We start from the raw sequence: 26,987 nt of genomic DNA, 5'->3' as shown, positions 1-26,987 counted from the left end.
GCAATGTTTAACAAGTTTATAAGATATGTTGGAAAAAATTTCGGAAATCCCAACGGAATTGGCGGAAAAATATCCACCAAAATAATGAATGTCATTAATCAAAAACAATATAAGACTGTGCTGGAAAACATAGAGTCAAAAGATACTGTTTTGGATATTGGCTTTGGGAATGGTTATCTGATAGAGAAGTTATTTAAAAACAAGAATCCAATTATTTATGGGATAGAAATATCAAAAGATATGCTGGAAAAAGTAAAAGAGAGAAATGTTGGAAAAATCGGCAATGGTTCATTAAAATTATCTTTAGAGGATATTTCTAAAACCTCTTTTAGAAGCGACACATTTGATAAAGTCTATACCGTAAATACTGTTTATTTCTGGAAAGAACCGGACAAGTGTTTTACCGAAATAAAAAGGATATTGAAACAAAATGGCGTCTTCCTCAATGTCATATATACCAAAGAATATTTGGATAAAATTGTCTATACAAAATATGGTTTTAATAAATTTTCCCTAGAGGAATTGGAACAATTAACTGTCGAAAACGGAATGAATCTCATAAAGACCATAGAAATCCAAAAAAATAAGTCATACTGTATAATATCGGGCATGGGCAGATCAATATCTCTGGAATCTTCAAACAGGCCCTTTGCCGCAAGTCCCATATAATAAATGATGAGCAGCAAAGCAAAAATCCCATTGTTCAATCAGGCGGCGTTTGAAATACTGAGAATATGGCAGCGCCCATTTAGCGTACCTCCAATGAACCTTCATATTTTCTACCCATTCCTAATCCCAATTGGCATACCCGGCATCAGCCGTATTGGTGCTTAGATCTACATTCGCCCCCAAAGTGGATTGACGCTGTTTTGAGGGACTTGCATACCAATATATCGCATGCCCTTGCCCACTTAATGCAGTGTTTTCATTAGCTCCAGCGGTATGTGTCGTGTCGGTATCACCGTAGATTATCGAAGTACCGCTCTTGGTAAAGCTACCGTCAGAACTAACACACACGCCGCCGCCTTCATAGGAGGAGGAGTTCCCGCTAATGGTTCCTCCTTCCATGGTAAAGCTGCCGCTAGAATAAACATACACGCCACCGCCCCTGCTGGAGGCAGTGTTTTCTCTAATGGTTCCACCTTTCAGGGTAAAGCTGCCGTTAGAATAAATATACACACCGCCGCCGCCGTAGGAAGAGGAGGAGTTCCCGCTGATGGTTCCTCCTCCCATGGTAAAGCTGCCGTCAGAAGTAACATACACGCCACCGCCTTCATAGGAGGAGGAGTTCCCGCTAATGGTTCCCCCTTCCATGGTAAAGCTGCCGTTAGAAGTAACATACACGCCACCGCCGTGGGAGGAGGAGTTCCCGCTGATGGTTCCCCCTTTCATGGTAAAGCTGCCGTTAGAAGAAACATACACGCTGCCACCGCCGTAGGAGGAGGAGGAGGAAGAAAAAGAGGAGGAGTTCCCGCTGATGGTTCCCCCTTTCATGGTAAAGCTGCCGCTAGAATAAACACCGCCGCCGCTATAGGAGGAGGAGTTCCCGCTGATAGTTCCTCCTTCCATGGTAAAGCTGCCGTTAGTATTAATTCGTACAAGAGGAGAATCATTTGTAGTTAGTCCTGCAAGAATAAGATTATCTTTTAAAGCAAGGGTAACTCCCTGGGAAACTGTAAACATACTGCCGTTTGCATTTAAGGAAATAGTTCGCTCGGCTCCAAGTCCCATAAGTGCAATACCGATGGTTTTACCCGGATACGATAGAGCAAGAGGCGCCAGGGATTCATCCTCCCCGGTTATTATCAGGTAATCATGTCCATTGACCGCGCTTGCGGAAAGATACGATGCGGATGATGTTATCGTATGGGGACCGATATAAAAAGCCCTGTCTATAGTTCCGTCAAACAATCCCGGCCGTATTGCCGGGGTTCCTGTCGCTATCGGGCTGAAAACTGAACCTGTGGCGTTTCTTGCCCGTATCCGCATTGTATAGCTAATACCATTGGCAAGGGGAATCGTCGCCGTAGTACCGCTTACTGTATTCCAGAGGTTAGTTGGCGTCTCGGTTCCGTAATAAACTTCATATTCATCGGCACCGGGAACCGTAGCCCAGCTTATCGTTAACTCACCGATTCCCTCATTCACGGTAAGTGTCCCCGGCGTTCCCAAGGGCTTCCCGCTTGCCATTGCGCTGGCTCCGCCTTTGCCGGTTGAATTTTTCCCCTTGACCCAAATATTGTAGGATGTACCATTCACAAGCCCGGTAATGGACGCGGATGTTGTTGAGACAGTCTGAGCCGGCGTTCCGGGTATTGCTGTTCCTGTGCCATAATAAACTTCATACTCATCAGCACCTGCAATGGCAGCCCAGGATAAATTCAGTTTTCCATCTTCGGAACTTACCGTAACCGATCCCATGGTTCCAATGGGTTTACCGGTTGCAACGTTACTCCAATCAGACACTCCCGTGGCGTTCTTGGAGCGTAACCGTACATTATACAATGTACCATTGGTAAGCCCGGTAATCGTTGTCGTCGTGCTGCTCACTATATTCCAGAGGTTAGTTGGCGTCTCGGTTCCGTAATAAACTTCATATTCATCGGCGCCGGGAACCGTAGCCCAGCTTATCGTTAATTCACCGATTCCCTCATTCACGGTAAGTGTCCCCGGCGTTCCCAAGGGCTTCCCGCTTGCCATGGCGCTGGCTCCGCCTTTGCCGGTTGAATTTTTCCCCTTGACCCAGATATTGTAGGATGTACCATTCACAAGCCCGGTAATGGACGCGGATGTTGTTGAGACAGTCTGAGCCGGTGTTCCGGGTATTGTTGTTCCTGTGCCATAATAAACTTCATACTCATCAGCCCCCGCAACAGCGGCCCAGGATAAATTCAGCTGTTCATTCCCGGAACTCACCGTAACTTCTCCCATACCGGCAATAGGCTTTACGCTTACCCTGGCGCTGGCCCCGCTTAGACCGACCAGGTTTTTTGCCTTTACCCAAATAGAATAATTTATGCCGTTGCTTAGGCCGCTTATTACTGCGGAAGTATTGCCGGTAACAGCGGAAGGCGCCGAAGGTATTGCTGTCCCTTCGCCGCAATACACTTCGTATTCGACAGCGTCCAGCACCCCATTCCAGTTCACGGTGATCTGGCCGTTCCCGGAACCGGCGCTTACATTTTCGGGAACTTCAGGAATAACCGACAGGGGGTCATGCTGCCTGATGCTGTAGGTGCCTGTACTACTGTTGTTCCGGGCTGCGGCTTTAAGGAAAACTGTCCCTCTCAGGCCGGAAATGATCTTCGGAACTGTCCAGGCGCTGTCTTCGTTTTCAAAGAGCACATCCCCGGCAGCGGAATAGGCGCTAACTTTTATGTCCAGGCTTTTGGAGGCATCACCCTGAACGGCGTCGTTCCACTGGATATAATAAGTCCTGGCGCTTTCTGCGGTAAACTTATACCAGCCGACAGCGCCTGCCGCGCCTATGGTTCCCCCGGTCCAGGCATTGTTTGCAAGGGCTGTTATAGCCGCTGGATGCGAAGCGGGTATGGTGCCGGACGCCGCCGGGGACGCGTCTCCCTCTCCGTTGGCGTTGTACGCGGCAGCCTTGTAATAATAGGTAATATTCCCCACGACATCTTCGTCGGTAAAAACCGTGGAACGTTGGTCGGCGATTTGGGTATAGGGACCGCCACCCAGGAGCGCGCGGTAAAGGCGGTACGCGCTTATTTCTTCTACCGAATTCCACGAAATAATGGCCGCCGGTATGAGGGACGTATTCACCGAACTGATAGCCATGATCCCCTGGGGAACCACCGTGACCGTATCATAGTACTTTAAGGCGTATGTTCCGGTTGAACTGTTACTTTTCCCCTGGACCGCTATATATACCGAGCCCGAAAAGCCGGAAATTGTTTTCGGCGAATTCCACCCGCTGTCGCGGTTTGCAAAAATGGCGGCGCCATTGCCCCTTACGGCAGAAACTTTTATATCCAGGCTTTTGGAGGCGTCCCCTTCATACGCGTCATTCCACTGTATCTGGTAGGTTTTGCCTGCTTCGGCGTTGAATGTATACCACTGGGTATCACCGGGGTTTGCCAGAGTCCTGGAGGCCCAGGCGTTATGAGTTAAACCCATTACCGCCCTGAAGTCGAATTCAGAAAAAGTATACGCCGCCCGGCTGGTCAGATTAGGGTACACATGGAGAATCTCGGTCCTGCCGCTGCGTTTCCCGTTTAATGTCAGGATCAGGCTCATGATATACTGGCCCGAAAGTAAATTTAAAGTTCCGTTGACAGCGGAGTTATTCAGGGTTATGTTTCCTCCGTTTACCATTCCCCCTTCCGGATTGGTAATAACAATGTTTCCCGCTGCGCCTGAAGGCAGATTAACGGTATAATTAAAAAAGCCTATGCCTCCGGCGGAGGGGGTAAGGCTAATATCTGCAACGGAGGTATTCCCGGCACTTATAGTTACAGGCGATGCGCTTCCCCGGGCGGCCTCGGTGTAGGAGCCCTCGGAACCGCTATAGGCAATAGCGGTGATCGTCCAGCTGCCCACTGCAAGTTCAATAACAGTATTGCTGCCAGGCTGTACGGTAAACGGGGGCCGGGCTTCCGGGCCGTTGCTGAAGCTCAGCTCGTATTTGGTAAATGCGGGCAATTCGGGGTAAAGGGTGCGTTCCCCGCCTTCGCCGGTGTTTTCTCCATAAACTTCCTGGGGGGTTTCAAAATGTACCGCAACATACCCTTGGCTTGAGGATTCCGGGACAAATGGTTTCTGCGTAAAAGGGTTTTCGCATCCGGCAAGGCAGAGCAGGAGCAGTATCGATAAAAGAAATTTGCAGGCGGTTTTCATGTTCTTCCCAGCCAGGAACAAACCTTTCTTCATATTAAAACCCCTTGCGTATCAGGCCCGCCAGTATCATTTTTTCTGTCTAATAGGAAGTATTATCTACTTCTTTATAGAAAGTTGTCAAGTCGGCAGGGTAAACTAATACCTCTTCATAAGCAGGAAATCAGGCAGATAAACGTGTCTTACCCCTTCAACGGAACTTGACCAATGTTTATCAAGGGTAACCACGCATTAAGGATCTTTATAAAGGGCGTGCCTCAACTGAGCATTTTTGAATTGCAAAATCGGTTATATAGACAGGCTGGTCAGCCATTCAAGCACGTTGATATGCCGGATACCGGCGAAATTGCTGCTATCATAATCGCGGCTCAATATGAATTTTGGGTAATTGTCCTTTATCTGCTGTAAGGGCTTCAATTCCCTCTCCAGAACCTTTTTATCCATCAAGGTCTGTGTTACCTGATAATATTCAATTTTTCCGCCGGGTTTCCGGGCGACAAAATCAATCTCTGCGTCATCGGCTTTGCCAAATTCTACATCATAGCCCCGGCGAAGCAGCTCCAGGTACACCACATTTTCGAGTATGTGACCCGAATCATCTATTGAAGTACCTCCCAAAAGGAAGTACCGGAGGCCCACGTCTACCGCATAATATTTGGCATTGTTGCGAAGCCGGTTCCTGCCCTTCAGGTAATTCGGATTGGCCTTGTAAAACACATAGCCGTCAAGCAGGTTTTCAAGGTACTTTTCGATGGTCTGCGCATGGATTTTACTATTTGTCTGTCTGCCCCTCATATCATTGTTAATGATGTTTCCCATATTATTGATAGAAGTCTCGTTTCCGATATTGCTGAACATGAAAGCGATAACCTGTTCCAGTTTGGAGAATTCCTGAACCCCCTGCCGGGATAGAACATCCTTAACAATGATAGTGTTATACACACTGTCCATATAGGTATGCCATGCCCGCTCATCATATACCGCGTTAGCCGTATAAAATTCTATTGTTTGGGGAAAGGAACCGCGGGTCACATAGTCATTATATTTCTTGTCCAGCTCTGTCTGCTCATTCCCGGGAAACGATGAGAGGTATTCCCTAAATGAGAATGGCAGCATCCGGATTTCGATAGTCCGGCCGCCCAGAACATTTTTTATATCTTTTGAAAGCATGGCAGCATTGGAACCTGTCACATACACATCAATATTTTTTTTGAGCCGCAGACTGTTTACCGCCCTTGGGAAATCGTTCACCATCTGAATTTCGTCCAGCAAAACGTAGGTCTTTTTGCCTTTTGCCGCATGGCTTTCTATATATTGATGAAGCGCTTTCCAGTCCAGTAAATTATCGTTAGCCGCCATTTCAAGATTGATGTCCAGAATTTGGCTATCTTTAACGCCGTTTTTCTTTAAATAATCCTGGAATAGCATGAGCAAGGTTGACTTGCCGCAGCGCCTGACCCCGGTAATGATTTTTATGAGGTCATCCTTATCTTTCCACCTGAGCAGTTCCGCCAGGTATTCCGGTCTGTTTATCATATCTATAATTATATGAAGGAAATATCTGTTTGTCAATTGTTTTATATAATCGAGTGAAGATTGTTGCTGATATTCAAAGTATAGGGATTCAAATACAACATAAAACTCTTTCTCGGTTATCCGTTTATTGACTGTCGAAAACGGAATGAATCTCATAAAGACCATAGAAATAAAAAAAAATAAGTCATACTGTATAATATCGGAAAGTGTTAAATAAAGCATGATTATGCTATAAACCCTGCTCCGGTTTTACTCAAGATAATTGTCGATTACAATTGATAAAATAGGTAGATACCATGGGGCCGCACGTCTTCTCTATGGTTTGGCGAAGCCCAATGTTATCATTGTAGAATATGCTTTGTGGATTCGTTTCTCAAAAAGCACATAAAATTGAAATGGTGTCTTGTTTGATAATGGCGGATCATGTTTACAGTAATAAATAATTTCAGCTTTTTTAGGCCGTTTAGAAGCAACTGCATAAAATTCATTATACGTATACTCATTTAGTGATTTCTCTTCAATTTCTATCCCGGATACACAATTTGCATCATGGAGCTGTACTGTAAACTTTTGTTTTTTAGCGACCAGTATATTTTTAGAGTGATATATTTTGAAAGGGATTTTATTATTAAACACTTTCCATAAAAAGCCATTGGCTGCAATAGCGATTTCAAATACAACATAAAACTCTGTCTCGGTTATCCGTTTATAATCCATATTAACGTTTTCGTCTTTCCCATGAATCTTACGCGCAGAAACTTTAACAGTTGGGACAAAGCGATTATGCTTTGAGAACGCATGATCAAGATGAATTATGAGCAATAAAATAAGCCATCCGATAATTCCTCCTAAAAGACCTCCTGCAATTATCGCCAATAGCCATTTATCTAAATTCAGAGCACATATAACGAACACTATAACAGAGAGAATTCCGAGCATGGCATAAATAAATAAGAAAAATACTATTAACCGTTTCATTCCCAATTTACCGACTCCTCATATAATTTATAGATTTTTTGCTCAATTCCATTTGTATCGCCGCAATCTATGGGTGGATCAATATCTCCGGAATCTTCAAACAGGCCCTTTGCCGCAAGACCCATATAATAAATAATGAGCAGCAATCTGGATTCTACATAGGTAAAATCTTCTTTTAGTTTACGAGCCCTCAAATTCATGAACTTGTAATCGTAGCGCAGGGTAGCCAGGTGAAAATACCATTGTTCAATCAGGCGGCGTTTGAAATGCAGCGTATTTTGAAAATTAATTTCCTGGTATTCATTTCCGCAATTCTCTTCTGCATCAGATTTTGGCAGCTTATCTTTTATCTCTTCCTTATACCTTTTTTTATATTTTTCAGCAATAAGGGCTGGATTCCTTTTACATTCATTGACATAAAATTGGAATACCGAGAATATAGCGGCGCCCATTTCGGTACTTCTGTATTGTGACAATAAATCTGCATAGATTTGGTTCACCATGACCCTGTGGGGTATACAACAGGCAATAATAAGAGCTGCAATAGAAACAATGAGGGCCAGTATTTCAAATATATTCTTTAGTGCGTTTACATTTATGTAACACATATTGCCCATTTAGCGTACCTCCAATGAACCTTCATATTTTCTACCCGTTCCTAATCCCAATTGGCATACCCGGCATCCGCTGGGTTGGTGCTTAGATCTACATTCGCCTCCAAAGTGGATTGACGCTGTTTGGGACTTGCACTCCAATAAACCGCATGGCCACGCCCATTTAATGCAGTGTTTTCATTAGCTCCAGCGGTATGGGTTGTGTCGGTATCACCATAGATTACCGAGGGGCCGCTCTTGATAAAGCTGCCGCTAGAATAAACATACACGCCGCCGCCGCCGTTGGAGGAGGAGGAGGAGGAGGCAGAATTTCCACTGATGGTTCCCCCTTCCATGGTAAAGCTGCCGCTGGAATAAACATACACGCCGCCGCCGCTGCTGTAGGAGGAGGAGGCGGAATTCCCGCTGATGCTTCCTTCTTTCATGGTAAAGCTGCCGCTAGAAACATACACGCCGCCGCCGTAGGAGGAGGAGGTATTCCCGCTGATGGTCCCCCCTTCCATGGTAAAGCTGCCGCTAGAACCAACATACACGCCGCCGCCGTAGGAGGAGGAGGTATTCCCGCTGATGGTCCCCCCTTCCATGGTAAAGCTGCCGCTAGAACCAACATACACGCCGCCGCCGTAGGAGGAGGAGGTATTCCCGCTGATGCTGCCTTCTTTCATGGTAAAGCTGCTGCTAGAATAAACATACACGCCGCCGCCGTAGGAGGAGGTATTCCCGCTGATGGTCCCCCCTTCCATGGTAAAGCTGCCGCTAGAATCAACATACACGCCGCCGCCGTAAGAAGAAGATGATGATGATTTATTCCCGCTGATGGTCCCCCCTTCCATGGTAAAGCTGCCGCTAAAAACATATACGCCGCTGCCGTCGCCGTAGGAGGAGGTATTCCCGCTGATGGTCCCCCCTTCCATGGTAAAGCTGCCGCTAGAAACATACACGCCGCCGCCGCTGCTGTAGGAGGAGGAGGTATTCCCGCTGATGGTTCCCCCTTCCATGGTAAAGCTGCCGCTAGAAACATACACGCCGCCGCCGCTGCTGTAGGAGGAGGAGGTATTCCCGCTGATGGTCCCCCCTTCCATGGTAAAGCTGCCGCTATCATTAATTCGTATAAGAGAAGCATTGTTTGCTGTTCGTCCTGCAAGAACAAGATTATCCTTTAAAGTAAGGGTAACTCCCTGGGAAACCGTAAACATACTGCCGTTTGCATTTAAGGAAATAGTTCGCTCGTCTCCAAGTCCCATAAGTGCAATGCCGATGGTTTTATCCGGATACGATAGGGTAAGAGGCGCAAGGGATTCATCCTCTCCTATTATTATCAGGTAATCATGACCGTTGACTGCGTTTGCGGAAAGATACGATGCGGATAATGCTATCGTATGGGGACCGATGTAAAAAGCGCCGTCTATAGTTCCGTCAAACAATCCCGGCCGTATTGACGGGGTTCCTGCTGCTGTTGGGCTGAAAACTGAAACCCCTGTGGTGTTTCTTGCCCGTATCTGTACTGTATAGCTTATACCATTGGTAAGCCCGGTAATTGTTACAGCAGTACCGCTTACAGTATTCCAAAGGGTTGTTGGCGTACCTGTTCCGTAATAAACTTCATATTCATCGGCGCCAGAAACTACACCCCAGGTAATTGTAAGCTGGCTTATTCCGGTATCGTTTATGGTAAGTGTTCCCGGTGTCCCCAAGGGCTTCCCGGTAACCATTTCGCTTGTACCGCTTCCGTTTGAGTTTTTACCCCTCACCCACGCATAATACACTATACCGTTGGTTAGGCCGTCAATAAGCGCTGTCGGAACGGTAACTGTCTGTGCCGGACTTTCCGGGCAAACCGGGGTGGTATCATAATAAACCTCGTACTCATCGGCCCCCGCAACAGCGGCCCAGGATAAATTCAGCTGTCCATCCCCGGGACTCACCGTAACTGCTCCCATGGTTCCAATGGGTTTGCCGGTTGCAACAGAACTCGCGTTACTTGCACTTGTCGCGTTTCTTGCCTTTACCCAGATGCTGTACGTTATTCCGTTAGTAAGTCCGGTGATTACGACGGAAGGATCTGTTACCGTTAACGATGGCGATGTCGGCATATTTGTATCGTTCGTGTAGTAAATATCATAATTATCAGCTTCGGATATCCCTGTCCAGCTTACTGTAAGTTGTTCACTTCCTGCACTGACAGTTACATTTTCAGGAATCTGCTCAATCGAATTATCAAGATCATGCTGCCTGATGCTGTAGCTTCCTGTATTACTGCCGTTCTGGGCTGCGGCTTTAAGGTAGACCATCCCGTTCAGGCCGGAAATGGTCTTCGGAACCATCCAGGCGCTGTCTTCGTTTTCAAAGAGCACGTCCCCAGCGGCGGAATAGGCGCTAACTTTTATGTCCAGGCTTTTGGAGGCGTCACCCTGAACGGCGTCGTTCCACTGGATATAATAAGTCTTGGCGCTTTCGGCGGTAAACTTATACCAGCCGACAACGCCCGCCGCGCCTATGGTTCCCCCCGTCCAGGCATTGTTTGCAAGGGCTGTTATAGCCGCTGGATGCGAAGCGGGCATGGTGCCGGACGCCGCCGGGGATAGCTCTCCTTCTCCGTTGGCGTTGTACGCGGCAGCCTTGTAATAATAGGTAATATTCCCCATGACATTTTCGTCGGTAAAAACCGTGGAACTTTGGTCGGCGATTTTGGTATAGGGGCCGCCGCTCAGGAGCGCGCGGTAAAGGCGGTACGCGCTCACTTCTTCCACAGAGTTCCACGAAATAATGGCCGCCGGTATGAGGGACGTATTCACCGAGCCGATGGCCATGATCCCCTGGGGAACCACTGCATCCGTATCATAGTACTTTATGGCGTATGTTCCCGTTGAGCTGCCGCTTTTCCCCTGGACCGCTATGTATACCGGGCCAGAAAGGCCGGAAATCGTTTCCGGCGAATTCCACCCGCTGTCGCGGTTTGTAAAAATGGCCGTGCCGTCGCCCCTTACTGCGGAAACTTCTATATCCAGGCTTTTGGAGGCGTCGCCCTGAACGGCGTCGTTCCACTGTATCTGGTAGGTTTTGCCCGCTTCGGCGTTGAATGCATACCACTGGGTGTCGCCGGGGTTTACTAAAATCCTGGGGATCCAGGTGTTATGGGTTAAATCCATTACCGCCCGGAAGTCGAATTCGGAAAAAGCGTACGCCGCCCGGCTGGTCAGATTGGGGTACACATGGAGAATCTCGGTTCTGCCGCTGCGTTTCCCGTCCAATGCCAGGGTCAGGCTCATGATGTACTGGCCAGAAAGCAAATTTAAGGTTCCGTTAACAGCGGAGTTATCCAGGGGTATGTTTCCGCCGTTTACGCTTCCCCCTTCCGGGGTGGCAACAACAAGGTTTCCCGCCGCGCCGGGAGGCAGATCGACAGTGTAGTTAAAAAAGCCTATGCCTCCGGCGGAGGGGATAAGGGCAATGTCCGCGGTGGCGGTTTGGCCAATGCTTATGGTTACAGGCGATGCGCTTCCCCGGGCGGCTTCGGTGTAGGAGCCTTCGGAGCCGCTATAGGCAATAGCGGTAATCGTCCAGCTGCCCACTGCAAGCTCAATGACACTATTGCCGCCAGGCTGTACGGTAAACGGGGGCCGGGCTTCCGGGCCGTTGCTGAAGCTCAGCTCGTATTTGGTAAATGCGGATAATTCGGGGTAAAGGGTGCGTTCTTTGCCTTCGCCGGTGTTTTCCCCATAAACTTCCTGGGGGGTTTCAAAGTGTACCGCAACATACCCTTGGCTTGAGGATTCCAGGACAAATGGTTTCTGCGTAAAAGGGTTTTCGCATCCGGCAAAGCAGAGCAGGAGCAGCATCGGGGCCGCTAAAAGAAATTTGCTGGCAATTTTCATGTTCTTCCCCCTTAGTCAAAAACGGTAAAGTTGATTTCCCGGGAGTAAAGAACGCCGTTTCGATTTCCCGTAAAGGTTATATAGTGGAGCTGTATATCGTAATTTGCTGCATCCAGGGTAATGCTCCCGCCGGTAATGGGTTGAGTGGTGTCTCCGTCCGCATACCAGACAACATTGGTGTATCCTACAGCGCTCAGGGAAAGGCTGCCGGACATTCCGTCTGCGCTGCTTTTGGAGATGCCGTTATTTCCGCTGTTCCCCGTAATGGTTATCTGTCCGTAATTAAAACCCACAACAACAGAAAGGATTCCGGCTCCCGATGGAATTCCGCTTGCGGTCCCGCTCCAATCGGATACTCCGGTTCTGTTTTTGGATCGTATCCGTACCGTATAAGCTGTTCCGTTGGTTAAGCCGCTGATACGGGCAGAAGTTTCGCTTACTGTTCCCCACAGGGTAGAAGGGGTTCCGGTCCCGTAATACACTTCGTATTCTTCTGCCCCGGGCGCTGCGTTCCAGCTTACCAAAAGCTGGGTATTTCCGGTGTTAATTACCGGTGTTCCGGGTGTTTCAGGCACTGCCAAATAGACAGAAGGGGCTTCCGATGCAGCGGGGCTGGGGCCGCTTGTCCCTGCGCTGTTCTTTGCAATAACCCATGCATAGTACCGGGTTCCGTTGGTAAGTCCGTTTATGGTTAGGCTTACAGAATCAACAGCGTCCTGGTAGGTATGCGCATTGGTTATGGAAGGACTTACGCCGATGAGTACTTCATAATACAGCGCTCCTTCTACGGGCGCCCATGTCAGGGTAAGCATGCTGTACCCTGCTGTTAGCACAGGCCCATCGGGGGCGGCCGGCGCCGCCGCAAATGCCGAGGGTGTTCCCATGGAACGGAGGCTGAAACCGCTTGTACCGACATTGTTTTTCGCCCTTATCCATACTGAATAAACGGTTCCGTTAATAAGCCCGGTAATGGTCGTTCCCAGTTCGCCGCTGGCCGGAATATCGGCGCCCTGCTTTATTGCCGACGAGGGGTTATTGGATGTACCGGCCCAAACTTCGTAGGCTGTTGCCATTTCTACCGGCAGCCACTGTACGGATAATTCTCCGCTTCCCGGTATAACGACCGGCGCTGCCGGAACAGCCGGAGGCGAAAGAGGCAATGAAGGCGTCCCGGCTTCCATGGGGCTAAAGCCGCTTGTGCCGCTGCTGTTTCCCGCCTTTACCCATATATAGTAAATGGTTCCATTTGCGAGTGCATTTAGCACCGCCGATGCTTCCGTTACCCTAAGCCGGTATGCTGATGGGGGCGATGGGTTTACGTTGATGTACACATCATAAAAAGCAGCGCCGCCGGATTCGTCCCAATTAATGGTAAGCTGTTCTACACCGGATATTATCCTGAGGGCGCCTGGTACTTCAGGTCTTTCTAAGCCCGGCCAGGGCGTCCCCTGGGCCATGGGACTGTAATCGCTCTTTTCGGCGGCATAAACAGCTTTTACCCAGACATAATAAATTGTTTTATTGGCAAGGCCGTTTATTACTGTGGTGGCAGTCTGTACGGTTTTGGCCGGTACTGCTGGCGGTGTATTTCCTGTACCATAATAAACTTCGTAGCCAACAGCGCCCGCTGTGGTGTTCCAGCTTATGGTTATAAAGCCGTCCCCCGCAATTACCGCAGGCATTGCAGGCGCTATGTTCTGCTGGCCAGGGTCATCGTTCTCCGCCTCATTCAGGGCTTCATCTATGGTAAGGATTCTATCGGCAACTACAATAAGCGCAGCGCCGTTAAATTGGAAAGAATAAAAATGCCCGGCGGTAAATTCAGTTATCCCGGCGGGGAAGTCCACCTGTTCGACAGTGTTCTTCCTGAATGAATAAGAAGAAACAGGCCCCGGTGATACCACGTAAAGCCCTGTTTCGCCTCCGTTCAGGATGGTTGACTGCATACCCTCGGGCCGTATTTCCGTGCTTCCCCGGCGCAGGGTTAGGGAAGAAGCGCCGGCGTTTTGTACCTTTAGGTAGGCATTACCGACAAGGGGCCTTGCCCGATCTGTCTCAGGCACTTCGGATAAATTGGGAATAGGTATATCTGTGGTAGTGCCCGCGTCTATACGGGCTATAAAGGCAGTCCCGTCATAGGGGAATTCTACCCCCTCAAGAGAAATATGGTAGACAGGAAAAAATTGGGCTCCCTGGGGGTTGGCATCCCGTTCGAGCGCAATGGAAGATTCCCTGGCGCCGATACGGGCAATGAGGGTCAAATGCGAGAAATCGCTGTACAGGCTGACCGGAAAAACATTGGGGTTAATGAGCCGGACATAGGTTTTGGGTTTGTCCTCTGGACCTGTATCCGGCGATCCCGAACTGGAAGGATTACTGCAGCCCGCCAAGGCCAATAATATTCCGGCCATAAGAACCATGACAGCGTTTTTTTTCATATATCCTCCCCCCATTGGGCCCGTACCCGCCGGAGACTAATTAAAGTAAGCCGATGCGTCTTCCTCTGTTACGGTGGTTGTATAACTATCATTTGCCCCGCCAAGGACAATTCGATACACCTTATTAATTTGCATTACCATATTCTGGGTAACGGGAACTCTGTTAGACCAGGCGATGGAAGCAAAATTGATACTATTTGTATTGCTGCCTGCATCAACATAGTTCGTAAACATCTGGGTACTGCCTGAAGCCAAGGCAAAATCCTGTGAAGCGCCGTTGCTTAATTGATTATTCTGCCCGGAATAAACACGGACAGTTTTATCGCTGCTATTGGTGAACAATATCGCCGGCTTAATACTGGCGCTTGGTACCGTTGTCGGCGCAATGTCTGTCGTAAATGTTGACTGCGCCTCGGTGGTTGCAACCGTATCGGCGCTTTTTAATTGATCGCTTTCAACCAAGGCAATCACCCTTCCATCGTATTTTAGTTCTTTATAAAAATGGGGGATATAATCGAAGTTTTGCCCGATTTGAATGGGAACAGATACCCTTTTGGCGTTGGGAGCTGCAACCGCATAAACGGTACCGCTGAGATCGGATTTACGCAGAGAAACCCAGTAAGTGGTATTGTTATTGATGATCCATGTACCGCCCCCCCAGGTATTGCTTGCTGTTACCGCCATGGAATACGGCTGGGTATTGGAATAAAAGGTCAGATCGCTGTATTGGGATGCCTGGGTTCCCCGTTCTTCATAGAGCGCCTTATCAACTGCCACAATGGTGTAGAATTTTTGTTCCGGTAATTTGACTTTTATAGTCGAAAGGCTGTCCACCGTGCCTATATAATTAGCGGGCAGCACAGAATCAGTAAACAACAAGGCAGGAGACGCTACCGAATTTCTTATTTCCAGAAAGCCGGTAGAATTTTTCCTCCCGTCAGGGTAATTGAAAAACTCCTTGTACTTTGCCGGAACTTCATCCTTATCCCCGGAATCATCGGTTGCCAGGAGGCATCCCGTCAATGCAAAAGCTACGCTAAGCAGCACCCAGGCTTTGAGCAGAAACAAGCTTTTCTTCATAATAGAACTCCTTTACGTACCAGGCCCGCCGGCATTGTTTTCTTAAGAAAGTAAAAAAACTCTGAAAATCATCATTTTATTACTGCCTAATAGAAAGTATTATCTATTTCTTTACAGGAAGTTGTCAAGTCCTTGGATGTCTCTAAGACTTTAGGAATGGAGCTATTTATTGAAGGTTATGACAAGTCTTAGAGCTTTATTAGCCCTCAATATGAAGGAGCAACGGAGAATTTCCGGCATTTCCCAGGCAAAACTCGCAGAAAAGGTAAATACATCCACTCATTATATTGGGATGATAGAAACAGGCAAAAAATTCCCCTCCCCGGAGATGCTGGAACGTATTGCCGCAGCCCTTGCGATTGATTCTCCGGACTTGTTTTCCAAAAAGGATTATTCCCCGGATGCTATAAAAAAATTTGAGGAACAGGTTCTGCAGGATATAGAAAACGTCATGGCTGCCAGGCTAAAAGAATTACAGCAGGATACGCAGAGAAAGTCCTAAATTGATTTAGGCAGGGTTAGTTATACAGGCAGCGGTAGACCTCGGCCAGAGCATCTCTGGCCTGGAGAGTGGACGTGTCCCCCGAATTTAGGACTTCCTTTTATACCAGGTTGTAATATCGCCATCCGAGTCTTTCAATTTTAAAATAAAGTTTTCTTCGTCCTCTGAAAATACATATCTATACCTATCGGCATCACCAAAATCATCAATAAGGTCAATCGTCTTATTTCCAATATTTACCTTGAATGTTCCTTCCCATGTCGTTTGTGTCCCAAAACCTAAAATGCCTTGCATAGACTTAATGGCACACTTGTTTCCTGAAAAAACAAGCATAGTTGCCGATATTTCCCCATTGTCATTTAGGAAGAACTGATATGCAAGCATGGTTGAAGTAATATTTGTCCATTCACCTTCAAATGACTGGGTTTCTTGTCCGAAGGAACTGTTCATAACAGCTAACAATAAGCAAACAATGATAAAAAGGACTTTATTTTCGTATTTTATAGCCATTATGAAGCTCCCTGGAATGCAAATTTACTCTGATCTTACTATACCCTATAAATTTATGGCATAGAAGAGGCAGTTGACACTTTCCGGCCAAAAGGCTATATTCTTAAAACACGACGCAGGATAGAGCAGTTGGCAGCTCGTCGGGCTCATAACCCGGAGGTCGTAGGTTCGAGTCCTACTCCTGCTAATAGTTAAATCCTTATGTCATAAGGAAATAGCAAAAAGCTACCGGAAAAACCGGCGCTTAGCATCTTTACACTGTAAAAAAATGGTAAGGCAGCCAAAACCATAAATGATATTTTACTCATGGGAACCACTATCGAAAAATTAAGGTCATTAAATGGAATCGGGGAAAAGACAAACAAGAAAACCTACATAATGCCGTAATTGCTTGACAGAGCATACAAAAAGTAATACATTTTAATCATGCGACTAGACGGCATAGACTGGGATGATGAAAAGAACGCAACAAATAAGCGTCTTCATCATGTCGATTTTGAAGATGCTCAATATATCTTCTGGGATGGAAACCGTTTAGAGCGCGAGGATAAAAGCGAGGGCAATACCTCAGGGGAAGAACGCTGGCAAACCCTGGGCATGGTGGGTAAAACGCTTTTTGTAGTTTATGCCGAAAGGGGCAATGCAAAACGGATTATTACCGCTCGTATTGCTACCAAAAAAGAACGGAGGTCATACAATGGCTATTACCAAATCGAAGGGGAAGGCTGGACAAAAGCCACCTAAAGAAGCTTTACGGCGGATAAAAGAAGCCGCAAAATATCCGATAAACCTTGAAGCCGCCCCAGAGCTATCTCCGGAGGCCCTCAAAGAATTTGCACACATGGCAGCCGAGCGAGACCAGAAAAAGAAACGGCAGGTGGTAACTCTCAGGCTTGCCCCGGATGACGTGGCAAAATACAAGAGCCTGGGCAAAGGGTACACGAGCATTATGGCGGACGTGCTGAACTATGCAGCAAATAACCCCGAGATCCTCTCAAAAGTCCGATAACCCAGCCCCTTTTTACACGATTTCGCTACACCTTAAAAAAGGGGCTTAATTCCCCGCTTTTAGAGCGGGTTTGTTGATTTGCCTGCCATCTTTTTCATTAAATTGATATGAATTTTCCAGTCCTGCACCAGTTCATTTGGGCCAAGGGGCATTGCGTTGCAGCCTTTGGAAAGCACCCATTCCAGCACCTTGCCGTATTGGGTGCTGGTAAAGCTTATAATGATCCCATCATCTGTTTCTTTAGTCGCCTGATCCGCAGCCCATTTCCGCTCCTGGACCCAGGGGATCGATTCGCCATAAATCGCAATGGCGAAGCGGCATTTCTTTTCCCCCGCAAAAACCCCGAAATTGCTGCCGTCTGCATTGGAACAATAATCGAAATCCTTTGGAAGGGTAAAAGTGTCCTTGGTGAGCACCGGGTTTTTTATCCTGGGGAGCGAAAAAATGCGTATGGCTTTGCGTTCTTCGGCATAAGCGTAAAGATACCATACCCCTGTATCAAAAAGGAGCTGATAAGGCCGCACCCGGCGGGGTTTGAATTCTTCGTCCCAGGCGCCCTGATACTCAAAGATGATGGCCTTGTTTTCTTTGAGCCCCGCAGTGATGACCTTCCATGTTTCCTCTGAAACAGGGGCCGACGCTACCGGGGGAACTATGATGCGGTCTTCGTACCAGCCGGGGTTCTTGTCGCTTGCCAGGGGGGCGGTAAAGCTATCCAGAAGGTTCTTTGCTGCATCGTAAAGAGGGGTGTCATGGTAAAGGGAAAGCAGGTTTTTCGCCATCCCCAGGGCCTGCATATCTTCCATGGAGGTGAACGCGCCGGGCAGGCGATAAGGCTTTTCCGAATAATAGAGGCCCCGGTGAATGGCGCTGTATTCAATGGGGGCATAAAGCCTGTCCCGCATAAAAGCCAAATCCCGATTAATCGTAGCCTCGCTGAACCCTATCGTCTCCGCCAGCTTCCTGGCGCTGGGGTATTTTCCCGAGGCGATCTCTTCATCAATTTGATAGAACCTGTCCAATGCCGGTTTGGATGCATTCTTTCTGGTACTCATGGCTATACTGAAAACCCTATTTTCTTTTCCTTTTCGTTGGACACTATTTCATCCTGACAGAAAGAAATGAGCGAATCAAGGGTAGGGGCTGTTCCGGTGATGATGCTGCTGACAATGCGCTTGCGGGCAATATTTTCTATCTGCCCTCCGGAAAAATCATGCCTGGTGGCCAATTCCATTGCATCAGCATCGGATAATTCCGGTATAATTGCCTTCCAAATAGCCTGCCTGGCGTTATTGTCGGGCTTTTCGAATTCAATTTTATAGAGGAAGCGCCGCTCAAAGGCTTTATCCATGTTCCCGGTAAGGTTGGTGGTGGCTATCAATATGCCATCGAGATTTTCCAGCTCCTGGAGGATGATATTCTGTATGGCATTTTCGGTTTGCGCAACCGATCCGCTGTTTTTGCCCAGCTCCATGCGTTTGCTAATAACCGCATCGGCTTCGTTGAAGAGCAGGATAGGTGTTGTTTCGGCATTTTCCGCCAGGGCTTTATAGCCGGTGAAGATTTCCTTTATCTTCTTTTCGCTCTCACCAAACCAGCAGCTCTTTGTTTCAGCGATGTCCACTGCCATGATGTCCCGGTGGGTCCGGCGGGCTATCTGGTACACTGTCTCGGTCTTTCCTGTGCCGGGAGGGCCATAGAAGAGGCAGGTAAATCCTTTCCGCATGCCTTGGTCTTCAAGGCGTTTTTGCACAGTTTTGAAATTTTCTTCCTCCAGCAAAGAAGCCAGCTGCTCAATACTTTGAGTTGCTTTGTCATTATAAAATAATTTTTTTTCCGCAAGGGTATCGGATAACAGGAGGTTTTTTTTGTTCTTGTTCAGATTGGACTTGATATTCAGTTCCCCAAGGTATTCCTTTTTTGCTTTATCGGTAAGCTTATAGGCATCCGATTCGGCAAACCCATCGCTGACGGCATTCTCGATCAGTCCCGCTTCCATGAGTATATGATTACCGTTTTTCAGGGCCCGCTTAATCTCGCTTAAAAAATACCGGTCGTCACTGTAGACAAATCCAAAATCATGCTCCCTGATATTGTCATCGTTGTTGTTCACAAAGTGATGGCAGAAACAGATCAAGAGGACCCTGTCCATTGTATTAAAATCGGCGTTTTTTATCTTTTGCGAAAAGACAAGCTGCATGTTCTCTTCCAGCAGGAGGTTCAATTCCTCGTCCAGGTTTTCGAGGGTCAATTCATCATTGTTCCGCTGGACAAATAAATCCTCCACGACGGTAAAAAACTCCTCGATATGGATATTCGCGTGGTTTGCGGGCTTGAATTCTGTATCCTTCCTGAAGGCGGTCAACACTTCACGGGGCACACGGTAGGTGATGCTGTCGCCTTTTTTGCAGCGGATGAGCTTTTTCTTTTCTAGCACCTCAAGTTCATTCATGTATTGCAGAATTTTGGTATTGCTGACATCAATTGCCTTTCCGATTTGGCTTATCAATATATTATTGTCTTCGCAGTTATCGATAAAATGGGAAAACAATACTGCCTGCAGGGGTGTTATGCCAAGTTTTTCCGCAACAAATTTGATATGGCTGTCGGCAATGCGGTAAAAAATCCTGCTCAGCCCGTTCTTTTTCGAAAGATTTATGATTTTTTCGATATGATCCAGCAGGTTGAGTTCCTTGCCGACGTTTAAATCATCCAGAAATTCCGGGACTCCCTCCAGGTTATTGTCATCGATATTCAGGGTTTCCAAAGCAGGAAGTACCCCGATAAATTTAGGCAGCTCTTTAAACCGGTTGTGGGAAAGGTTGAGGGTCTCAAGATCGTCAAGGCTCTCCATTGACTCGGGCAGGGTGCACAGCCTATTATGGCTCAAGTTCAGGTATGCCAGGGTAGCAAGGCTGCCCATGAAATCCGGAAGCTCTTTGAGCTTATTATTGCTGAGATCCAGCACCACAAGGCCCTTCAGGTCGGCCAGAGCTGGAGGGATTTCTTCAAGATCTTTGCCGGAAAGATCCAGTTCTTTGCCGCCGGATTTGCGGCAATACTTCATGAGCTCTTCCACGCCGTTCATCCGCTTTTCTATGTCCGCAAACGCTTCGTTTATATTCATGCTGATAGTATAGGATGGTAGATCTATCATTGATTGATAGATCAGAAATTTTTTGCATTTTTCGGGCCCTAAAAGCAGAATAGCGCAAACTCCTTGAGATTTCATTCGAAACGAACTATACTATTCCCAAGATATTAAAAACGGGGTTCCCTGGTGTCCATTCGGATAAAGATTGTCCTCATTATAGCCTCGATTGTTGCGCTGATTACCGCTTCCAGTTTTGTTATAAGCCTGTACTTTGACCGGCTCCATCTGGTGGAAACCATCAAAAGCGACATGACGGTGGTGAGCCGGATAGCCGAAAAACTGGTGGCTACCAACCTGCGGCTGATGAAGATCGAGGCTGATGTGGCGGCGGCGGAGATCCTTAAGGCGGCCATGAATGATGCGGCGTCCTCGGAGGGACAGATCCTCAAGATGGCTCTGACAGACCAGGCGCAGGAGCATAATTACCTCTCCCTCGCGATTCTGAGCTCCCGTGGGGCAGTGGCTTCCTACGGGTTCCCTGTTCCGGGGCAGGACTTTGTCCGGAGCGCCTATGCCCGGCGCGCCTTTGTAGGCGAACGGGTGATTACTACCACGGAACTTGACCCCGGCGGGGAACTGGTCATCCGGATTTGCGTGCCTATGGGGTCCCGGATCCTGGTGGCTACCTTGCCGGGGATGATACTTTCGGACATCCTCGACGATTTCCGTATTTGGAACTCCGGCAACATCCTTCTCCTGGACGGAGAAGGGGTCATTATCGCCAACATCCGTCCTTTCCTGGTCGAAGAACGGCATATCCTCTTGGATGTAATGGACCCCGGCCCTGAGGGCGAGGAAAGGGAGGGGTTTATTCGGGGAATCCGGACAGGGGAGGCGGGCGCCGGAATTTACAGCTACGGAGGGGTGCCTCGGGTAGGAGCCTATATGCCGGTAAGCGGTTCTGACGACTGGACTCTCATTGTGGCGGCCCCCATCGACGAGAGTCCCGGAGCCATGAACCGGAATATCCTTCTTATTTCCGCGGCGATCTTTATGAGCCTGGGGATACTCGCAGCCTTTGTGGCGGCCAATTTTATCGTCATCCCCTTCAAAAAGATCCAGGAGCAGAATGTCCGCCTGGCGGAACTCCGGGAAACAGCGGAAAGCGCCAGCCGGGCCAAGGGCGATTTCCTCTCCAACATGAGCCACGAGATGCGGACCCCCATGAACGCCATTATCGGCATGACTTCCATCGCCAAGACCTCTCATGCCATAGAGCGGAAGGACTATTGCCTTTCCAAGATCGAAGACGCCTCCACCCATCTCCTGGGGGTGATCAACGATATTCTGGACATGTCCAAGATCGAGGCCAACAAATTCGATCTCAGCCCGGTGGAATTCAACTTTGAAAAGATGCTTCAGAAGACGGTGAACGTGATCAGCTTCCGGGTAGATCAAAAGCAGCAGAAATTCAGGGTCAGGGTGGACAAGAACATCCCCCCCTTCCTCATCGCGGACGACCAGCGTCTTACCCAGGTGATCGCAAACCTGCTTTCCAATGCGGTAAAATTCACCCCCGAGCGGGGTTCGGTTTGGCTGGACGCCAAATGGATTGGGGAACAGGATGGGATCTGTACTATTGAGATCTCCGTAACTGATTCGGGAATCGGCATCAGTGCGGAACAGCAGGCCAAGCTCTTCACCTCTTTTACCCAGGCAGAAAGCGCGACCTCCCGGAAGTTCGGCGGTACCGGCCTGGGACTGGCTATCTCGAAGCGGATCGTGGAGATGATGAACGGCAGGATTTGGATTGAATCGGAATTGGGCAAAGGTTCCGCCTTCATCTTTACCATTGAGGCCGTCAAGGTTTCCAAAGCAGCAACGGCCCCGGAAATACCCGTAACGGATCGGAAATCCTTTAAAGTGCTGGCAGTGGATGACGATCCTGAGACCCGGGAATACTTCGGCGAGATTATGCTCCATTACGGCTTCACCTGCGATCTGGCTTCCGGCGCGGAGGAAGCCCAGGGGTTGATAGAAAAAAACGGCCCCTATTCCCTCTACTTTATTGATTATAAGATGCCCGGAATTAACGGCATCGAGCTTTCCAAGTGGATAAAAGAAAGGGAAACCCAGGAGGCTGCATCGCCGCCGAAAAAGACGGTAGTGATAATGATCTCCGCTACAGAATGGAGCATGATAGAGAACGAAGCCAAGAACGCCGGAGTGGAACATTTCCTTTCCAAGCCTTTTTTCCCTTCATCTATCGTGGATTACATCAACGAATATCTGGGCCTGGATCACCATCTCGCCCAGAAGAAAGAAGCCGATGACGATTCAGGCTGTTTCGAAGGTTTCTGCATACTCCTTGCGGAAGACGTGCAGATCAACCGGGAAATTGTCCTGGCCCTCCTGGAGCCCACCGCTCTGGTTATCGACTGCGCCAGCAACGGCGTCGAGGCGTTAAAAATGTTCAGCGAAGCCCCGGATAAATACGCCATGATCTTTATGGATGTCCAGATGCCCGAGATGGACGGCCTCGAAGCTACCCGCTGCATCCGCGCTTTCGAGGAAAAACGCTTCGAGGGCATGGCGTCCGCGAAGCGTGTGCCAATTGTCGCAATGACCGCCAATGTCTTTAGGGAGGATATCGAAAGATGCCTTGCCAGCGGCATGAACGATCATGTGGGGAAACCCATTGATATCAGCGAAGTGATGAGAAAGCTCCGTCAGTACCTAAATGCGGCCCAGAGGGTTTAAAACAGGATGGCGTATTCCCTGATATTTGAAAGGTCGTAAACCATGGGGGTTTGGAGCGTCAGGATTTGGCCGTTGGGCAGGATGGTATATTCCCCCAGCCTCCCGGCGGTAAAGACAGCTCCCGGAACAGGCACAAATCCGGCCCGTTTTTCAGCCCAAATGAGGTAGACCCCGAGATAGCCTTCGTAGGGAGGGTTCCAGAGCTGGAACCTTTCGCAGGTTCCGTCCAGCACAAACTCCAGCATTTCCGAGGGCAGCCCAAGGCCGGTGATTCTGATTTTCTCCGAAAGCCCCTTTTCCCGGATCAGCGCGGCGGCGGCAGGAAGCCCCACAGCGGTGGGGGCTATGAGGCCCTTGAGATCGCTGTGCCTGGCAAGGAGGGCCTCAGTCTCGGCCACGGACTTTTCGTACTGATCGTCCCCATAGGCCACTTCGACCAGTTCCATCCGGCTATACTGAGGGTCGGCTGCCAGCTCTTGTCTTATCAGGCTGATCCAGGTGTTTTGATCCGGGGCGTCATCAGTGGCGGAAAGGATGGCGAACTTCCCCTCGTAGTCCATCAGCTTCCCGAATTGTTCCATAAGGGAATTGCCGATGGTATCGAAATTAACCGGCAAAATCGCCGCGTTCCGATGGGATTCGCTTCCGGGTATATCCTGATTAATGATGTAAATCCGGGTACCCTGCTGCCTGGCCCGATCAAAAATGCCATTCAGGGCATCATTGGAATTGGCGGCGATGAACACGGCATCGGCCTTGTTCCGCAGGGCCTCCTCCACGTAGGGGATCTGGCTTGTCGCTTCTGCGGTATCCGGCCCGGTATAATAATATTGAAAATTATCTTCCCCAAGCTGAGCAATTGCATTGTAAAAACCGGAACTGAGAGCATCGAAATAGGGGTTCCCCAGATTTTTCGGGATAAAATAGATTATTATTTTACCCGGCTTTTCCGCCACTTCCCCGTTCAATACAGTTCTGCTGTTTTTCCGGCAGCCCCCAAGACCTCCCAGGACAATAACTGCCCCCAGGAGAAAGGATAGAATGGACATGATTCTTTTCATAAAGTTAGTATACCTGATTTTTGGACAAAAAAGAAGCCGTTCCGGTATTACCCGGAACGGCGCCTTTCCGTTCACGTCTCTTCTTAGTACTGCTACTGTAAGAGCTGAAGAACCGTTTGACCTCTCTGGTTGGCCTGGGCAAGCATTGCGGTTCCAGCCTGGGTGAGAATCTGGTTTTTGGTGTAAGCCACAGTCTCATTAGCCATGTTGGTATCGCGGATGCGGGATTCGGAAGCCTGCATATTTTCGGCTCCCACGTCCAAGCCGCGGATCGCGTGTTCCAGGCGGTTCTGGTAGGCGCCAAGATCAGCACGTTGTTTGTTGATCTTTTTAATCGCCTCGTCGAGGGTTCCAATGGCACGGTTGGCGCTGTCCGGAGCGGACATCGAAAGAATGGAATCGTCGCCGATATTCCTGAGACCAAGGCCTTTAGTGGTCATGGTACCAATGAATACCTGCTCGCGTTGATCCATATTGGCGCCGATATGGAGCCACATGGAAGCAGTAACCACGTTTTCACCAATCAGCCGGCCGAACCTTCCGGTGAGGAGGTTCATTCCGTTGAACTGGGCATGGGACGCAATCCGGTCTATTTCGTCGATTAACGCCGAAACTTCAACCTGGATGTACATCCGGTCTTCGTCGGAATAGATACCGTTCGAAGACTGGACAGCCAGTTCGCGCATGCGCTGAATGATGTCCTCAGATTCCTGAAGATAGCCCTCTGTAGTTTGAATGAACGAAATACCGTTCTGGGCGTTTGTAGACGCCTGGTTCAAACCACGGATTTGACTTCTAAGCTTCTCAGAAACAGCGAGTCCTGAGGCATCATCGCCGGCGCGGTTGATCCGCAAGCCTGAAGACAGTTTTTCCATGTTCTTTGTCAGGAACACTTGGGTTTCCTTGAGGGACCTGTCGGCAAACATTGCGCTTAAGTTGTGATTAATAATCATAAAACACTCCTTTGGCATTTCCGGTGCACCAAAAGCCCCAATGGCCATGGCCGACACCGCGGCATCCATGCCGTAAACATTCCGAGTACTCCTATAGGGATACTCAGAAATCGAGAGATTTGTGCCTTTGAACCCTCGACCCACCCGTTCCCGGAAGGGTGAGGATACGTGTCCCGATCCGCGGAGGCCCAACGGGCGCACGGATCTAGTCCACTTTCATTATAAATATCGGTGTTTAAAAAATAAGCTTTAGGGAATCGGAAAAGTTTTTATGGCAGCCGGTTAAGGGGCCAAATTCCCCTTAATTGCCGGCTCCCTACTTCACTGCCTTATACCGTGCTTGCCTGAAAGACCTTGTGTCGGCCACTGTATATTGGGAGACAGACTTTTCCGCGCTCGCAATACGCTGCGCCGGTGTGGGGTGGGTCTTGTTGAATCCCCCCGCATGGCTTGCCTGGTTCTTCTCAAGGGAGTGGAGCATTTCTATAAGGCTGGAGGGCTCATAGCCTGAACCAGCCATGAGGCTGAGGGCGATTGAATCGGCGGCGAATTCCTGATCCCGGGAAAAACCTGAATTCAGCATGGTGTTGAGAACCTCGCCGATGGACGCATTGAAGACTTCCGTGAGCTGTTTTACATCGGTGTTGGTGGCAGCGCCGCCAGTTGCGACAAGGGCAGTCATAAAGGCCTGGTTATTGCGGCTTTTCTTGATGGCCTCGAGGCTGTGCTGGAGCAGTATATGACCCACTTCATGGGCTATAACGCCAGCAAGGGCATCTTCAGAATCGGCACAGGCTATGAGGCCCCGGGTAATAAAGATGTGCCCGCCGGGAGTGGCAAAGGCGTTAATCTCGTCGCTGTCCAGTATATTGAGGTGATAGCCGTTGTAAATTTCAGGCCGGGATGAATTAACCGTAATAGTGTTGGCAATGCGGTTAAGATAGGCTGTGAGGCCGGGGCTTCCATTGTACAGTTTATAGGTGGTGAGTATATTGGCCGCTACTGCCCTGCCAATGTAATATTCCTGCTCCGGGGTGATATTCTCAAAAGCCTTGTCGGCTGCCTGTCCGCTTACGATGATGGCATCGGCGGTGTTCTGGCTGATGAGACCGGCGCTGCTTGCGATCTGGGCGCCAATGCCTGCGGCAGCGCCAATGCCCGCGCAAGAAAAGAAAACCACCGCAACCAAAGCGCTTATCATAATAGGAAGGTAAAGTTTAATAGTGCGCAATTTCATTGCTGTTCCCCCGCAAAAAGATGGCCGTCGGTTATGAATTTGAGAAGCACGTCTTCCGCAACCGTTATGGCTTCGGTCTTGTCCACATCGGCGTAATTGAGATCGCCATCGGCCTTATAGGCATTTTCCACTTCCTGGTTAAAGCCTTTTCCCGCAAGGGCCACTTCGCTTGCCGAGGCGCCGCTGCCCGAACCAGTGGCAACTATGCGCCGGGCGCTCAGGCTGCTTGTGGCAATCCAGCCTGTGACCGCTCCGTTAGACGAACGGATCTCGGCCCAGCTGCCCTTAACCTGCAGCACCGATACCTGATCCCCATACGCCAGGGTTCCGCGCTTTGACGCAAAAAATCCGGTGGACGATTTTACCGCCACGGTCTTTGCAGAAACCCATGCCGAATTGCCCTTGGCGATTTGGGCAAAGGCAGCGGTGGCCAAGAAAACCAATAGGCCCGTCAAAAGAAAAAACTTTTTCATCCTTAAATCT

General features: G+C 48.9%; 19 protein-coding genes and 1 tRNA gene. 6 read left to right on the top strand and 14 right to left on the bottom strand.

Annotated features, from left to right (window positions below; translation table 11 throughout):
• Window positions 1-3 precede the first annotated feature (3 nt).
• Window positions 4-669 carry a class I SAM-dependent methyltransferase gene (locus TREAZ_RS00885; protein WP_015709897.1) on the top strand — a complete coding sequence of 222 codons (666 nt, stop codon included), beginning with the start codon at window positions 4-6 and terminating at the stop codon, window positions 667-669.
• A 120-nt stretch (window positions 670-789) separates the two neighbouring features.
• Here TREAZ_RS00885 and TREAZ_RS00880 read toward each other — a convergent pair whose 3' ends face one another.
• The 7 genes from TREAZ_RS00880 to TREAZ_RS00850 all read right to left on the bottom strand — a co-directional run bounded on the left by TREAZ_RS00880 (window position 790) and on the right by TREAZ_RS00850 (window position 15,378).
• Window positions 790-4,893, bottom strand: coding sequence for a fibronectin type III domain-containing protein (locus TREAZ_RS00880; protein WP_015709896.1), 4,104 nt, complete (start codon window positions 4,891-4,893; stop codon window positions 790-792).
• A 252-nt stretch (window positions 4,894-5,145) separates the two neighbouring features.
• Window positions 5,146-6,393: an ATP-binding protein gene (locus tag TREAZ_RS00875; RefSeq protein WP_043923202.1), complete on the bottom strand. Its 1,248-nt coding sequence runs from the start codon at window positions 6,391-6,393 to the stop codon at window positions 5,146-5,148.
• Between the two features lie 315 nt (window positions 6,394-6,708).
• Window positions 6,709-7,371 (bottom strand): hypothetical protein, encoded by a 663-nt coding sequence (locus TREAZ_RS00870; protein WP_015709893.1) that lies wholly within the window; start codon window positions 7,369-7,371, stop codon window positions 6,709-6,711.
• Window positions 7,368-7,988: a hypothetical protein gene (locus TREAZ_RS00865; RefSeq protein WP_015709892.1), complete on the bottom strand. Its 621-nt coding sequence runs from the start codon at window positions 7,986-7,988 to the stop codon at window positions 7,368-7,370. Before TREAZ_RS00865 ends, TREAZ_RS00870 begins: the two co-directional genes overlap by 4 nt.
• Window positions 7,989-8,029: 41 nt before the next feature.
• Window positions 8,030-11,860: a fibronectin type III domain-containing protein gene (locus tag TREAZ_RS00860; RefSeq protein ID WP_015709891.1), complete on the bottom strand. Its 3,831-nt coding sequence runs from the start codon at window positions 11,858-11,860 to the stop codon at window positions 8,030-8,032.
• A gap of 11 nt (window positions 11,861-11,871) precedes the next feature.
• Entirely contained in the window at window positions 11,872-14,298 is a 2,427-nt protein-coding gene (locus TREAZ_RS00855; protein ID WP_043922649.1) for a fibronectin type III domain-containing protein, read from the bottom strand.
• A 36-nt stretch (window positions 14,299-14,334) separates the two neighbouring features.
• Window positions 14,335-15,378 (bottom strand): hypothetical protein, encoded by a 1,044-nt coding sequence (locus TREAZ_RS00850; RefSeq protein WP_015709889.1) that lies wholly within the window; start codon window positions 15,376-15,378, stop codon window positions 14,335-14,337.
• A 211-nt stretch (window positions 15,379-15,589) separates the two neighbouring features.
• On the opposite strand from TREAZ_RS00850, the gene TREAZ_RS00845 reads away from it, so the two are divergent.
• Window positions 15,590-15,880 (top strand): helix-turn-helix domain-containing protein, encoded by a 291-nt coding sequence (locus TREAZ_RS00845; protein ID WP_245535071.1) that lies wholly within the window; start codon window positions 15,590-15,592, stop codon window positions 15,878-15,880.
• An 87-nt stretch (window positions 15,881-15,967) separates the two neighbouring features.
• Here TREAZ_RS00845 and TREAZ_RS00840 read toward each other — a convergent pair whose 3' ends face one another.
• The gene (locus TREAZ_RS00840; protein WP_015709887.1) at window positions 15,968-16,390 is read right to left on the bottom strand and encodes a hypothetical protein; all 423 of its coding nucleotides are present in this window, start codon (window positions 16,388-16,390) and stop codon (window positions 15,968-15,970) included.
• A gap of 114 nt (window positions 16,391-16,504) precedes the next feature.
• On the opposite strand from TREAZ_RS00840, the gene TREAZ_RS00835 reads away from it, so the two are divergent.
• From TREAZ_RS00835 to TREAZ_RS00825, 3 genes are all read left to right on the top strand, one after another.
• Window positions 16,505-16,577: transfer RNA gene (locus TREAZ_RS00835), tRNA-Met, on the top strand.
• A 239-nt stretch (window positions 16,578-16,816) separates the two neighbouring features.
• Window positions 16,817-17,134, top strand: a complete 318-nt coding sequence (locus tag TREAZ_RS00830; RefSeq protein ID WP_015709885.1) for a BrnT family toxin — start codon at window positions 16,817-16,819, stop codon at window positions 17,132-17,134.
• Window positions 17,088-17,399, top strand: a complete 312-nt coding sequence (locus tag TREAZ_RS00825; protein ID WP_015709884.1) for a BrnA antitoxin family protein — start codon at window positions 17,088-17,090, stop codon at window positions 17,397-17,399. The genes TREAZ_RS00830 and TREAZ_RS00825 overlap by 47 nt, the downstream gene beginning before the upstream one ends.
• Before the next feature lie 59 nt (window positions 17,400-17,458).
• On the opposite strand, the gene TREAZ_RS00820 is transcribed toward TREAZ_RS00825, so the two are convergent.
• Window positions 17,459-18,454, bottom strand: coding sequence for a helix-turn-helix transcriptional regulator (locus TREAZ_RS00820; protein ID WP_015709883.1), 996 nt, complete (start codon window positions 18,452-18,454; stop codon window positions 17,459-17,461).
• A gap of 2 nt (window positions 18,455-18,456) precedes the next feature.
• Complete coding sequence (locus TREAZ_RS00815; RefSeq protein WP_052297617.1) at window positions 18,457-20,526, bottom strand: AAA family ATPase; 2,070 nt, start codon at window positions 20,524-20,526, stop codon at window positions 18,457-18,459.
• 153 nt (window positions 20,527-20,679) lie between these two features.
• On the opposite strand from TREAZ_RS00815, the gene TREAZ_RS17175 reads away from it, so the two are divergent.
• Complete coding sequence (locus tag TREAZ_RS17175; protein ID WP_015709881.1) at window positions 20,680-23,253, top strand: hybrid sensor histidine kinase/response regulator; 2,574 nt, start codon at window positions 20,680-20,682, stop codon at window positions 23,251-23,253.
• Here TREAZ_RS17175 and TREAZ_RS00805 read toward each other — a convergent pair.
• The 4 genes from TREAZ_RS00805 to TREAZ_RS00790 all read right to left on the bottom strand — a co-directional run bounded on the left by TREAZ_RS00805 (window position 23,250) and on the right by TREAZ_RS00790 (window position 26,977).
• The gene (locus TREAZ_RS00805) at window positions 23,250-24,314 is read right to left on the bottom strand and encodes a rhamnose ABC transporter substrate-binding protein (RefSeq protein WP_148257618.1); all 1,065 of its coding nucleotides are present in this window, start codon (window positions 24,312-24,314) and stop codon (window positions 23,250-23,252) included. The two genes, TREAZ_RS17175 and TREAZ_RS00805, sit on opposite strands and share 4 nt — an antisense overlap.
• 92 nt (window positions 24,315-24,406) lie before the next feature.
• On the bottom strand, window positions 24,407-25,267 hold the full coding sequence (locus TREAZ_RS00800) for a flagellin N-terminal helical domain-containing protein (protein ID WP_043923198.1): 861 nt from the start codon (window positions 25,265-25,267) through the stop codon (window positions 24,407-24,409).
• A 316-nt stretch (window positions 25,268-25,583) separates the two neighbouring features.
• The gene (locus TREAZ_RS00795; RefSeq protein ID WP_015709878.1) at window positions 25,584-26,504 is read right to left on the bottom strand and encodes a M48 family metalloprotease; all 921 of its coding nucleotides are present in this window, start codon (window positions 26,502-26,504) and stop codon (window positions 25,584-25,586) included.
• Window positions 26,501-26,977 carry an SH3 domain-containing protein gene (locus tag TREAZ_RS00790; RefSeq protein WP_015709877.1) on the bottom strand — a complete coding sequence of 159 codons (477 nt, stop codon included), beginning with the start codon at window positions 26,975-26,977 and terminating at the stop codon, window positions 26,501-26,503. The genes TREAZ_RS00795 and TREAZ_RS00790 overlap by 4 nt, the downstream gene beginning before the upstream one ends.
• Window positions 26,978-26,987: the final 10 nt, after the last annotated feature.

This window comes from Leadbettera azotonutricia ZAS-9, from assembly GCF_000214355.1.
GTDB classification, from domain to species: domain Bacteria; phylum Spirochaetota; class Spirochaetia; order Treponematales; family Breznakiellaceae; genus Leadbettera; species Leadbettera azotonutricia.
The sequence above is the reverse complement of the archived record's forward strand: the minus strand, read 5'-3'. Positions and strand labels throughout refer to the sequence as shown.